The organism is Rhodococcus sp. P4_F3_2 (assembly GCF_056401335.1).
Genome location: NZ_JBFUJN010000041.1, coordinates 1 through 12,752 on the forward strand (window position 1 = coordinate 1; position 12,752 = coordinate 12,752).

The following is a 12,752-nucleotide window of genomic DNA, read 5'->3' on the forward strand; positions in this document are numbered from 1 at the left end:
CAGTTGGGACAGTTGGGACGGTCGGCTCTGTCGGCTCCGTCGGCCCGGTGGGCTTGGCGGTCGTCGTTCCACCCGAGCCTGACGAGCTACCGGTTGATCCGGAACCTGTGGAACTTCCAGACGATCCCGAACTCCCGGAACTACCCGAACTTCCCGACGATCCCGAACTTCCCGACGATCCGGGGTTGCCCGGCTCGTTTCCGCCCGGCTGGTTCCCTCCCGGAGTATTACCACCGGGCTGATTCCCGCCTGGTTGCTCGCCGCCTGGTTGATTCGGATTCTGCTGGCCACGAGTAGGAGCTCCGGAGAGGTTCGGCGTATCACCGGCTGCGAAGGCCGGTGCCGCACCACCGAGGCTGATCGACGTCACGACCGGAACAGTTACCGCCGAGGCCGCTAGAACTGTCTTGACGAACTTGCGTCGATCAACCGGAACATTCTGAAAAGCGTCGCCGCCCATAGCGTTTCTCCCATGCGTCCGAGACGAGGTCGTCCTCACTCGATGTCGGGCAAAACGCTAGCATCCTTCCGGCAACTTTACAGACTGAACGCGCCGATATTTGACGGGTATGCGAATTTGAGTCCGGACTGCGCCGACTGTTCGGACAGAAGTACGGCGATCTCCTCCTGTTCAGGGGACTCGTTTGTCCCGGTCGACAACCGTCAACCGACCGGCATCTCCCACGGCGCCACCGGAAGAGTATTTCCGGTCTCGAGGTAGGACTTCAGATTCGACAGCACCGCCGACCATCCGCCCGCTACCTCCATGCGAGCCGATTCGTCCGCCAAATCGGTGTGCTTGACGGTCAATCGCACGATCGCGCCGAAGGCTTCGATGTCGAAACTCACCCGCGAGATATCGACGCCCGGTTCACCGTTCGGATCAGCCCAGGTGGTGACCAACCTGGACGGTGGGCTGCTTTCGACTACGGTGCCGACTACATCCGCGATGTTCGAACCGTCGATCCGGCGGTGCTCCCACGTCGATCCCGGCTGCCAGTCGGAGACGTTGCTGTGTCCCCAATACTCTGCAGTGGCCCCCGCGTCCGTGAGTGCTTTCCAGACGTTCTCGGCCGTACTGGCGATGTAGGTGACATATACAAAACTGGGCTTGTCGGTCATGGCTTCCTCCGCGAGTTTTTTGACGGCACTGAGCGCATGCAGGCGCGGTACCTCGAACTTGTTGATCCATCGCTCTCGAATCTCCTCGAGCGCAACGGGATTGAGATAGTGAAGTTTCGTTCTCCCCTGCCGCACCGTGCTGATCAGATTTGCATCCTCGAGCGCCGTGAGGTGTTGCGTGACAGCTTGGCGACTCATCTCGAGGCTCTCGCACAGCTCACCGAGCGACTGCCCGTTGGCTACGAACAAGCGGTCCAGCAGAAGTCTTCGCGTGGGATCGGCAAGTGCTTTGAAGGCTGCATTCATCCGGTCGTTCACAACTTCACAATATGCAAGCATTTGCTTGCATGTCAATGGTTGGGCGTGCCGGGTTTCGGAAGTAGGGATAAATAGGGTGTGATGTCTTCAAGCAGATGTGATCTGAATCCCGGATCGCACAGTAAGAGAGGTTGGGCACATGGACTGGGTAGCAATTGGAGTGGGTGTCGGGTATGCCTCGGTGGCTCTGTCGATCCTGGTTTTCGTCGGCGGGTGCATCGCACTGTTCATTTTGTCGGTCCGCCAGTAGCTGACACCTCGACAAAGTGGTGAACACCCCCGGCGCGAGGATGACACGCGTCTCGGGGTGATCGCCGCCGGAGGCTGCTTGATCGATTCGGACACACCGGCGCGCGTCGGACTGCTCGCAGAGAAGCTCGGCCGCGGTGGGACTACCGTAGGACTGTCGCCTAGAACTCGAGGAGTACGGAATGAGCATCCAGTCGGTTGAACCGCACCGCCACCGCGTAGTGGTGATCGGTTCCGGCTTCGGAGGATTGTTCGGCACTCAGGCTCTCAAAAAAGCCGATGCCGACATCACGATGATCGCGCGTACAACCCACCATCTGTTTCAGCCGCTCCTCTATCAGGTTGCGACCGGCATCCTCTCGGTCGGTGACATCGCTCCCGCCACGAGACTGGTGCTGCGCAAGCAGAAGAACGCCCAGGTGCTGCTCGGTGAGGTCGAGACCATTGATCTCGAGAATCAGACCGTGACCTCGCGTCTGCTCGAACGCGTCACGGTTACGCCGTTCGACAGTCTGATCGTGGCAGCAGGTGCCGGTCAGTCTTACTTCGGCAACGATCAGTTCGCGGAGTTCGCCCCCGGAATGAAGACGATCGACGACGCCCTCGAACTGCGCGGACGGATCCTCGGGGCCTTCGAGCAGGCCGAACTGTCGGACGATCCCGCCGAGCGCGCGCGCTTGCTCACCTTCGTCGTGGTCGGCGCCGGCCCCACCGGGGTGGAGTTGGCCGGGCAGATCGCCGAGCTTTCCCGTCGAACGCTGGACGGCGCCTTCCGCAAGATCGATCCTCGTGAAGCGCGCGTCGTGCTCCTCGACGGCGCCCCTGCCGTGTTGCCCGTGTACGGCGGGAAGCTCAGCCGCAAAGCTGCCGAGACGCTCGAGAAGCTCGGCGTCGAGATCCAGCTCGACGCAATGGTCACCGACGTCGACAACGACGGTCTGATCATCAAGGAAAAGGACGGCACGCTTCGCCGCATCGAGTCGCAGTGCAAGGTCTGGTCCGCCGGCGTGCAGGCCAGCCCCCTCGGCAAGCAGCTTGCAGAGCAAAGCGGCGGAGAAACCGACCGCGCCGGCCGAGTGATGGTCAATCCTGACCTGTCGCTTCCCGGGCACCCCAACGTCTTCGTCATCGGCGACATGATGTCGCTCGACAAGCTTCCCGGACTGGCTCAGGTCGCCATGCAGGGCGGCAAGTACGCGGCCAAGCAGATCAAAGCGTCACTGGATGGAAAGTCCCCGTCGGAACGAGTTCCGTTCAAGTACTTCGACAAGGGCAGTATGGCAACGATCTCGCGCTTCAGCGCGGTAGCCAAGGTGGGCAAACTCGAGATCAGCGGGTTCATCGGGTGGGTTGCCTGGTTGGCAATTCACCTCCTGTACCTCGTCGGATTCCGTTCACGCGCCTCGACGCTCTTGTCGTGGGCAGTGACGTTCTTCGGGCGTGGCCGTGCTCAGATGGCGTCCACCGAGCAGCAGGTCTTCGCGCGAAACGCGATGGGCGAGTTGGAGAAGAAGAACAAGGAAGCGACGGAGTCCGGCAGCACTTCGAATGGCGAAGCCAAGAAGGCTGCCGGCAAGCAGCAGAAGGCCGCCGGCTGATCGATCAGTACGTGGGCGAATAACGAAGGGGGGGGGGGGGGGGGGGGGGGGGGGGGGTGATGTTCGCGAGGCGAACCTGTCCCTTGGAAACGAGTCGGCCGTTCTCGTCGGTGATGCGAACTTCCCAGAGTTGCTGGGTGCGTCCGCGATGAATCGGGGTGGCTTCAGCGGTGAGAGTGCCCTCCCGCGTTGCGCGCAGGAAGTCGGTGTTGTTGTTGACTCCGACTACGTGTCCTCGCTCGCCCAGCCACACGGTGCCGCCGACGCTGGCGAGAGACTCCACCACCGAGCAGTACACACCCCCGTGCTGTATCCCGGCGGGCTGGTGCAGCGTGGGCTTGACCGTCCATTGCGCCCTCACACGGTCTGGGCTCAGTTCGGTGTATTCCAGGCCGATGGTGGCGTCGAAGCCCGTCCCGAGCCGTTTCATCATCTCTGCGGTCTCAGCAGTGTCGACCATGCCATCTCCATCTGTGATTCTCTGGCGCCGGTGTGGCTGCCACTCCCTACCTGATTACACGAGAGGTAACTCGAGCTTGGAATCAGGTCTGGAAAAAGAACCGGGGGGGGGGGGATGGGAAACCCGCCGTGGGAAGGACCGGGAGTCTCTGCAGCCCTCAGGACTCCGGCGCGGTCCGGCAGTTTCGTCACTCTCGCGTCGTGTAGCTCTCTGCGAGGTCTTCCACAATCATAGGCAAGGCTGACCTAATTTAGCAAGCCCTTCGTCGAACTGGTTCCAACGAGGGCGTAGCGAGACCTTGCGGCGCGCACGAACCGGCAGCCCGGCGGCCACAAAGGCGTCCAGCAGTCCCTGCCCTCGACGCTGAGCGGCCGATTCGCCCTCACCGGCCAAGATGGGGACGTAGGCCGCTGCACCCAGGATCGACTCCCCTACCAGGCCCCAGAATCTGAACTGGTCGACGGGCGCACACCTGGCGACGGCGTCATAGATCGCTCGGAGTGAAGTCAGGCAACGGTGCGCGGTCCAGACAAGGAGCGCTTCTTCACATGGCATGTCGACGACGCCGTCACTGCCGGACTCCCGTCCGTTGGGCGCAACGCGCAGCGTTTCGTCGACCACGCCGGCCCAGTCGATCCCGCCGTCGCTGTCCATGTGGATGAACAGGTTCTCGAGCCCCGGGTCCCATGCGGACCCCTCGGAGACGATCGACGCGGCCACCCTGCCGACCACGGCATGAATAAGTGACGTTGCAACCTGGATCGCCGCAGCTTCGGCGCTGTCGAGATCTTGAAGTGAACGGGCGAACATCTGATGCACCCGATCCCCGCACAGGCCCTCGCTCAGTTGCCACCAACGCCGTTTACCTTCGCCCGCCATGGCGGCAACCGCGTAGACGCGCGGATAGTCAGGGTTGAGTGCTCGTAGGCGAACGCTGGTGCGGCTCAATGCGTTCGACCGGAGTTCGAATTCACGAACATCCGCATGCTGGGTGGTCAAGGTGATGGTCACCGTGCACTCCAATCGGCCGAAGTTGTCTTGTGGTTCTTAATGTAGGTTAGCCTCACCATAATTCAAGAGTAAAGAACTGTGACGCTGGGCACCGCATATTCACAAGAACGTCCCCCGCAGGAAGCGCACCCGCATAGGGTTCCGTAACCTAAGATGCGAATTCCCTGCGCACCAAGACCAGGAGCTCGAACCGCCAGTGACGATGATCAAATCTCTCGGGAACGGACATCCCCGAGGACCCAGCGAGACGTACGGACGGCGCATCGTGCCGCGCGGCCCCGCTCCTGTCCGAATGCGTGTCCTGGCTGGACTTTTCGACGCGGCGGTGTTCCTACTTCCGTTGATCGTCGGCTGGTACATCGTCCAGTCGCTCCGTGACGACAACGGTGGCGGCGAGGCCGATCGAGCAGTCTTCGGCGGGACAGCAATAGCGATCGCCGTCGGTCTGCTTGTGTGGAACCTCGGGTTCCGTGAGGGGGCCACCGGTCGGACCTCGGGGAAGGGATGGGTTGGCCTGGTCACGCGTGACGCGACCACCAAACAGCCCATCGGTGTCCGCCGGGCTCTGCGCAGACCGTTCGACCGAAGCGGCATCGAGGTGGTCCGAGAAAGCACGGCCCGCGACGAGGGCTTCGAAGAACTCGCACGCGACAACAGTGTCGGTGCAACTCGCCGGCGCCGCCTGATTGGACTCGCGGTCCTCACCGTGCTGCTCGCGCTTGTGATGCTCGCGAGTATCGCGGTGGGTGCTCGTCCACTGACGTTCGCCGAGATCTTCCACGCGCTCTTCAATTCGGACGGAACTCAAACGGACATCATCGTGCGGACGTTGCGCGCCCCACGAACGATTTTGGGTCTTGTTGTCGGAATTGCACTCGGTATCGCCGGTGCCTTGATTCAGGGACACACGCGCAACCCGTTGGCGGATGCCGGTCTACTCGGCCTCAACGCAGGCGCGGCGTTCTTCGTGGTCATGGCGATCTACCTCTTCGGCTTTACGGCGCCGAGTCAGTACCTCTGGTTCGCGTTCGCAGGATCCTTCGTCGCCAGCATCGTCGTTTTCGGCTTGTCTTCCATCGGAAACGGCGGCGCAAGTCCTCTGAGTCTGGCTCTGGCGGGCGCAGCCGTCGCGTTCTTCCTGCAAGCCATGACCAACGCCGTGATAATCCTCGACCAGACGAGCCTGGACGCCTACCGTTTCTGGGTTGTCGGGTCGGTGTCCGGTCGCGGGTTCGACGTCCTCTGGCAGGTCCTGCCTTTCCTGATACTCGGATTGGTCATCGCCTTGGCAAGTACGCCGGGGCTCAACGTCCTCAGCTTGGGTGAAGACGTCGCAAAAGCACTGGGAACTAACATCGCGTTCAGTCGCACACTCGGCATCGTCGCGATCACCCTGCTGACCGGCGCCGCCACCGCGGCGTGTGGTCCGATCGCGTTCATCGGTTTGGTGGTCCCTCACGTGGCCCGGGCCATCACCGGACCCGACTACCGCTGGCTGGTCCCGTACGCGGGCTTACTCGGCGCGGTCATGTTGATCACCGCGGACATCATCGGCCGCGTGGTCGTGCGCCCTGGTGAGTTGCAGGTCGGCATCATCTTGGCCCTGTTCGGCGCTCCGTTCTTCATCGCTCTCGTACGCCGCAGGAAGTTGGCAAGTCTGTGACGCTCAAGCAGGAACTCCGGGTACTCCCCCGGACCGTCCCCTCACGTAAGTCGATCCGCCTCGGTGGATTCTCGCTGGTCTACCGCCCACTCGCGGTGTCGGTGAGCATTGCCCTCGCAGTTGCGCTGTTCCTTCTGCTTTGCATCAACATCGGGCGGGGCGACTATCCGATCTCGATCCCCGATGTCATTTCGGTCCTGCTCGGCAATGGCAGCAAGACACAGAACCTGATCGTCTTCGACCTTCGACTTCCTCGGTCGCTCACCGCGCTCTTCATCGGTATGGCACTCGGCATTGCCGGTGCGGTCACCCAGACGATTGCGCGCAATGCCCTCGCCAGCCCCGACATCCTCGGAATCACGGCTGGATCGAGTGCCGCCGCAGTGGCACTCATCGTACTCGGCGGGGGTGGCTCGTTCGTGGGACTGCTTGCCACACTGGGGATTCCGTTGGCTGCGCTCTGCGGCGGCCTACTGACAGCAGTGGTGATCTACGCCTTGGCGTGGCGCAAGGGCGTCGAGGGGTTCCGCCTCATCCTGATCGGTATCGGCATCAACGCCATGCTGGTGGCAGCGACGGGATGGCTCCTCATCTCGGCGGACATCAACGACGCTTCTCGCGCACAGGTGTGGCTCAACGGTTCACTCAACGGTGCCACCTGGAATCAGATGTGGCCGGTCGCAATCGCCGTCGCAGTAGTCGGCGGCTACGCGGTGATCGCATCGTTCACCATGGGAGCACTGCGGTTGGGCGACGACAACGCAACCTCACTCGGTGTTCGCTTGCAATCATCACAGGCCAAGCTGCTGCTTTCCGCCGTGGCACTGGCCGCCATCGCGACCGCAGCCGCCGGTCCGGTCGGCTTTGTCGCCCTGGCTGCGCCACAGGTCGCCATGCGTCTGGTGCGCTCCGCCGGCCCGCCCATCGTGGCTTCCGCGCTGACCGGTGCTGTACTGGTGGTAGGCAGCGACGTCATCGCTCGAACAATTCTGCCTGTGGAACTCCCCGTCGGAATCGTGACTTCCGCACTGGGCGGCCCGTTCCTGCTCTACCTGTTGGTTCGTAACAATCGGAAGGTCACAGCATGACCACCATCGCCCAGTCCACCGATGCTCCTTCGCGTCTCGTCGCGCAGAATCTGACGCTCGGGTACGGGGATCGCATCATCGTCGACGGACTCGATCTCGAGATCCCCACCGGCGTGATCACGACGGTCATCGGACCCAACGGTTGCGGCAAGTCGACGCTCTTGCGCGCGCTCGGTCGTCTGCTCAAGCCAAAGGGTGGATCGGTCATCCTCGACGGCAAGGCGATCAGTTCGATGAAGACCAAGGAAGTCGCGCGGGTGCTCGGAATGCTCCCCCAGACTCCGGTTGCGCCGGAAGGGCTCACCGTCGCCGATTTGGTCTCACGTGGGCGCCACCCGCACCAGTCGTGGATCAGGCAGTGGTCCGCGGACGACGAGGGCGAGGTCGCCGAAGCGCTCGAGCTGACCGGTGTCTCGGATCTCGCCGATCGGCCCGTCGATCAATTGTCCGGCGGTCAGCGTCAGCGAGCCTGGATCTCGATGGCTCTCGCCCAGGGAACCGACATCCTGCTTCTCGACGAACCGACTACCTATCTGGACCTCGCACACTCGATGGAAGTCCTCGACCTGGTGGATCAACTCCACGAGGAAATGGGGCGCACCGTGGTGATGGTTCTGCACGACCTCAATCTCGCGGTCAGATACAGCGATCATCTGATCGTGATGCGCGACGGCGCCGTCGTCGCTTCTGGTGTCCCCAAGGACATCATTTCCGCGGAACTTCTGCTCGAGGTGTTCGGTCTCGAAGCTGCGGTCATCGACGATCCCGTCTCGGATCGGCCGCTGATCGTTCCGATCGGAACCCGGCACGTGTTCGGTGCCGTCGGCGGGCCGGCAAAGCCTGCGTGACGATCGCGAATCAGCGACCCAGAATCGTCCGAACGAGTTTGAATCCCTGACCGATCGTCACGGTCGGCAGGTATGCCCGTCCGACCGCGTTGCCGATGCTCGGCAACGCGGCTGGATCGGCGAATGTCATGTGCATCGGCACGTACCGCGGCTGGAACTTCGATTTGAAGGCCAGCAGCGATCGAAATCCGTACACCGGTTCAAGGGTGCGACCGAGTAGGTCGAGCACGCTGTCCATCATCGCCGAGAAAGTCGTGGCCTCCGGTTCGTTCGCATTACTCTCGGAGTCACCGGCGATTGTTGCCAGCGGTGCACCGGACAGACTGAGGAACTCGACGCCCTCCTCCTCCAATTTCAGTGCAGCGGAAGCGATGAGGAACTCCATCGCGGGACGGAACCCTTCGGAGCGTCGCCTCATGAAGTCGAGTGTCCACCCGACGACTTTGCCGTCGCGGTACACCGGTAGCCACGACGTGACACCGTGCACGGTGCGATCCTCGTCGACCGCGATCAGGCATCGCACTTGTTCGTCGTCGACCTCGTCGAGTCCGCCGAGGGTGAATCCCATCTCGGGCATCCCCTTGTCCGCTACCCACTCCTCCGAGATCGCGACTATCTGATCCTTGATCGCGAGAGGTGCATGAGGGAAGGAAATCCACTCGGCGGTGATACCGGACTTCTTCGCCCGGTTCAGCGCTGTGCGCACGTCCTGGAACCGCTTTCCTGTGAACGCGACTTGTCCCAGGTCGAGCACGGTTTCCTCGGCGACCTGTAGACCGCTCCAGCCCATCGAATCGGTGATGGTTCGGGCGTCGTCGGTCACGGAATAGAAGCAGGGAATCCAACCGTTCGACGACGCGAACTCGGCGAACCCCTCGATCGCCGCGCGCATGCGATCTGGAGGACCGACCGGATCACCGGTGGTGAGAGCAACGCCGGCGATGACGCGATACGCGACGTAACTCGAACCGTCCGCGCTGAACCAGTAAGTGTTCCCCTTCCACGTCGTCATCCACGACAACGGGCTGCCGGTACCGGCGATCAACATGGATCGCGCTCGTTCGGCGGCTTTGGGATCGGCGGTCTTGACCGGCTTGAGGAAACTCACGAATACCAACACGGCGGCAACGCCCCAGAACACGACGCCGGTCCACTCGAAGAGCAACGTCGATTCGATGTCCACGGGAAGCAGGCGCGGGTCGATCAACTGCAGGTACACCGGCGGTACAAGGCGCTGTGGGAAGTCCGCGAGCAGCAACGTGACCGTGGGCTCGCGGTCGAACCCGTGCCTGGCGAGCATTCCGCCGCCGACGTAGATCACGGCGAGGACCGCGAGCAAGGTCACGATCGCAGCACCGAGACGTCGGTACGTCTTGGCCGGGGCCGCGACGTCGAAGTATCGACGTGTGGCGATCAGCAGGATCAGCACGAAGAGCGGTGTCAGGAACGGCACCAGCGTTCGATACACGTTCGGATCGCTGATTCCGTAGAACAAGCTGTCACTGTCGACTGCGTCGACGAACCTGATGACGAAGTTCCCGATCGAGAGGACGAGTAAGACGACCTGAGCACAGACAGTCGCAATCCAGGCGAATCTGCGGCCACGACGGAGCCCATCGCTCAACACCAGCACAAAAATCGACGGCATCAACGAGAGCAGAGTCGGCCCGATCCCCGAGAGTCTCAGCTCGAGGAGGCCGCGTCGGCAGTCCGGATCCGACGCGGATTCGGCGCACAGCTCACGTACTTCTGCGACGGTCCAGGGAACACCACGGAAGAGATCGCGGAGTACGGCGAGTGGGCCAACCGCCTGTGGGGACAGCGCGGCGATCATCGGGCCGATCGCACTTGCTGCGACGACRATGGCGACCAGGACACGGCCCTCTCGCTGTGTCCCGGCGATGCGTTCACCGCGAGCCGATCGTCCGACGATCCACTGTCCGATCACCAAACCCACCACAGCGGCAAAAAATCGGATGACATCTTGCAGCTGACCACTGAACAAGGCCAAGGTGATGGTCAAAGCCAGGGTTCCGACGCGGATGCGGCGACGCCACAATGTCCCCATGTTCGAGCTGGCGGCCATCGCGGCGCCGACGATCCACGCGCTCGCGCCGACAGCGGAGCCGACATGGAGGCGGAACCCCCAATTGGAGTCGAACACTTTCACGAAGGATGCCCAGCCGAGCCCGAGCAGAACTCCCAAGATTTGAGTGCTTGCGCCGGCGATCGCCAGCTTGATCGTTCCCATCCGCCGTTCGAGAGGTGCAGCGACCGCAATCAGGAGCACGCTCGCGCCGATGTACCCGAGCAGGTTTCCTGCCCACAGCGCGGAGCTCAGTGGAATCCAGACATGTCCGTGCTGGATCGAGCCCATCCCCGCACCGATCGTGTGCTCGAGATCGCGGGACGGTCCGTGAACGAGGCTGCCGGTTACGGCGCCCAGTATCCACATAGTGAGAAGTAGGACGACCGTCAAGGGTGCGTCGCGAATGCCGAAACGGATGATGCCGGCAGCTTTCTGCGTGACTACCCGCGCCCGTGATGTCGATTCTTCGGTGCCCGGCGAACTGTCGATCGTCATCTACGTGCGGCTACTTTCTGCGGATCGACTGTTGGCTTGCAATTATCGGGCATCGTCATTGTCGGGACTTTGGTCGTCTCACACCACCGTAACCGTCACGCAGATCACTATGGCCAATACCACACCCCCACCGAGGCGGTTACTACTACCAGTAGTACGTATTTCGTCGTGGAAGTCCGTAGAATCGAAGAATGGCAGGTCTAGGTGAACTCGAACGCGCGGTGATGGATCATTTGTGGTCCACATCGGAACCGCAAACTGTGCGACAGGTGCATGAAGCACTCGCGACGCATCGCGAATTGGCGTACACGACGGTAATGACCGTTCTGCAGCGCCTGGCGAAGAAGCATCTGGTGATTCAGCAGCGTGACGATCGCGCCCATCGTTATCTTCCCGTCAACAAGCGCGAAGAACTGGTCGCGAGCCTGATGGTCGACGCGCTGGCCCAGGCTCCGGAGTCCGGCGGTCGCGCTGCGGCACTCGTCCACTTCGTGGGACAGGTCAATGCTGACGAAGCCGATGCTCTCCGCGAAGCGCTCGCTGCCCTCGAGGTGCGCGAGTCCGCGAAAAAGGCTGCGCAGCCCGGAATTTCTAGGCCGAACTGATTTCGTCGTGCATGATGTGTAGGACATGAACGCCACTACTGCACTGGTTTTCGGACTGCTTGCCTTGTTGCTGGCCGGTCCGGTTCCCGCACTCCTGAGCCGCTCCACGTGGCCTTACCGCGCTCCACGCGCGGCGTTGGTTCTGTGGCAAGCCGTCGCGATTGCTGCGGTGCTGTCGGCATTCAGCTCGGGCCTGGCCATTGCCAGCCAGCTGCTCGTTCCCGGCGCTGACGGTAGGCCGACGACGGCCCCGACCGCCGAAATCGATGCACTCGGGCTCCCGCTGTGGATTCTGTACGTGGTTGTTTTTGCCCTGACGCTCCTGATCGGCGCGAAGCTGATCTTCTCGATAATCCAGGTCGCTGTGAGAACCCGACGTCGCCGTGCACGTCACCGCGTGTTGGTGGACCTTCTCGACGACTGCGCCATGCCCGCGTCGGTGGAACGCACACCCGATCTGCGGGTGCTGGACGTGGACGAACCGATCGCCTACTGCCTGCCAGGTCTGCGCCAACGCGTGGTTCTCAGTCAAGGCACTCTGCAGAACCTCGATCATGCCGAGGTCAAAGCAATTCTGACGCACGAGCGTTCACACCTGCGAGCTCGTCACGATCTGGTCCTCGAGGCTTTCACGGCCGTCAACCACGCGTTCCCCCGTTTCGTCCGTAGCAAGTCGGCTCTGGGATCGGTACAACTCCTGGTGGAGTTGCTCGCCGACGATTCAGCTGTGCGGGCTACCGGTCCCACTCCCCTCGCGCGGGCACTTGTCGCGTGTGCCGGATCGACGGCACCCCGCGGAGCGATGGCAGCGGGCGGCCCGTCGACGCTCATCCGAGTGCAGCGCCTCTCGGCCGACGATGCAGATCCCCGCATCGCAGTTTTTGCGTATCTCGGGGCGGTCGCGATTCTCGTGGTTCCCACGGTTGCGGTGGCTGTGCCCTGGCTCACCGAACTTCGACTGCTTTTCAACGCATACTGAGTCTTGACCTGCGCAACCCCGTGTAGTAGTGCAGGTCACAGGCGGGGCTACCTGACTTCGGTGTCCCCGGTGGCGTAGAGTGGACCACGGCCACCATCGTGGTCCGTCAACATATAACGGCACACAGCCCAATTCCCCGCAGTATGCGTTCGGATTGCCAGGTGACATGTGCCCTGGCTCGTCCCTTTGCGAACTGTGTCGTGTATTTCAGCATGGCTTCTTCCGCT

At 62.3% G+C, this 12,752-nt stretch carries 11 protein-coding genes; 7 read left to right on the plus strand and 4 right to left on the minus strand.

What is annotated here, in order from left to right; translation table 11 throughout:
- On the plus strand, positions 1 to 242 hold a 242-nt coding region (locus tag AC1DWA_RS28825), incomplete at its 5' end, for a hypothetical protein (protein WP_477917372.1).
- A 421-nt stretch (positions 243 to 663) separates the two neighbouring features.
- Here the strand turns inward: AC1DWA_RS28825 and AC1DWA_RS28830 are convergent.
- The gene (locus AC1DWA_RS28830) at positions 664 to 1,461 is read right to left on the minus strand and encodes an ArsR/SmtB family transcription factor (RefSeq protein WP_477846619.1); all 798 of its coding nucleotides are present in this window, start codon (positions 1,459 to 1,461) and stop codon (positions 664 to 666) included.
- Positions 1,462 to 1,871: 410 nt separating this feature from the next.
- On the opposite strand from AC1DWA_RS28830, the gene AC1DWA_RS28835 reads away from it, so the two are divergent.
- Positions 1,872 to 3,287, plus strand: a complete 1,416-nt coding sequence (locus AC1DWA_RS28835) for an NAD(P)/FAD-dependent oxidoreductase (protein ID WP_019748456.1) — start codon at positions 1,872 to 1,874, stop codon at positions 3,285 to 3,287.
- A 4-nt stretch (positions 3,288 to 3,291) separates the two neighbouring features.
- On the opposite strand, the gene AC1DWA_RS28840 is transcribed toward AC1DWA_RS28835, so the two are convergent.
- On the minus strand, positions 3,292 to 3,747 hold the full coding sequence (locus tag AC1DWA_RS28840) for a PaaI family thioesterase (RefSeq protein WP_477917374.1): 456 nt from the start codon (positions 3,745 to 3,747) through the stop codon (positions 3,292 to 3,294).
- Positions 3,748 to 3,975: 228 nt separating this feature from the next.
- The gene (locus tag AC1DWA_RS28845) at positions 3,976 to 4,758 is read right to left on the minus strand and encodes a hypothetical protein (RefSeq protein WP_020907762.1); all 783 of its coding nucleotides are present in this window, start codon (positions 4,756 to 4,758) and stop codon (positions 3,976 to 3,978) included.
- 202 nt (positions 4,759 to 4,960) lie between these two features.
- Between AC1DWA_RS28845 and AC1DWA_RS28850 the strand changes: the two genes are divergently transcribed.
- From AC1DWA_RS28850 to AC1DWA_RS28860, 3 genes are read left to right on the plus strand one after another with little or no spacing between them, the layout of a single operon-like run.
- A complete protein-coding gene (locus AC1DWA_RS28850) occupies positions 4,961 to 6,421 on the plus strand; it encodes a FecCD family ABC transporter permease (RefSeq protein ID WP_019748453.1) in 1,461 nt (486 codons plus the stop codon).
- Positions 6,418 to 7,509: a FecCD family ABC transporter permease gene (locus AC1DWA_RS28855; protein ID WP_019748452.1), complete on the plus strand. Its 1,092-nt coding sequence runs from the start codon at positions 6,418 to 6,420 to the stop codon at positions 7,507 to 7,509. Before AC1DWA_RS28850 ends, AC1DWA_RS28855 begins: the two co-directional genes overlap by 4 nt.
- Positions 7,506 to 8,357: an ABC transporter ATP-binding protein gene (locus AC1DWA_RS28860; RefSeq protein WP_020907760.1), complete on the plus strand. Its 852-nt coding sequence runs from the start codon at positions 7,506 to 7,508 to the stop codon at positions 8,355 to 8,357. The genes AC1DWA_RS28855 and AC1DWA_RS28860 overlap by 4 nt, the downstream gene beginning before the upstream one ends.
- A 10-nt stretch (positions 8,358 to 8,367) precedes the next feature.
- Here AC1DWA_RS28860 and AC1DWA_RS28865 read toward each other — a convergent pair whose 3' ends face one another.
- A complete protein-coding gene (locus AC1DWA_RS28865; RefSeq protein ID WP_477846621.1) occupies positions 8,368 to 10,941 on the minus strand; it encodes a bifunctional lysylphosphatidylglycerol flippase/synthetase MprF in 2,574 nt (857 codons plus the stop codon).
- Between the two features lie 191 nt (positions 10,942 to 11,132).
- Here AC1DWA_RS28865 and AC1DWA_RS28870 point away from each other — a divergent pair, with 191 nt between their 5' ends.
- Positions 11,133 to 11,546, plus strand: a complete 414-nt coding sequence (locus AC1DWA_RS28870; protein ID WP_003944876.1) for a BlaI/MecI/CopY family transcriptional regulator — start codon at positions 11,133 to 11,135, stop codon at positions 11,544 to 11,546.
- Between the two features lie 25 nt (positions 11,547 to 11,571).
- Positions 11,572 to 12,525: a M56 family metallopeptidase gene (locus AC1DWA_RS28875; RefSeq protein ID WP_003944922.1), complete on the plus strand. Its 954-nt coding sequence runs from the start codon at positions 11,572 to 11,574 to the stop codon at positions 12,523 to 12,525.
- Positions 12,526 to 12,752: the final 227 nt, after the last annotated feature.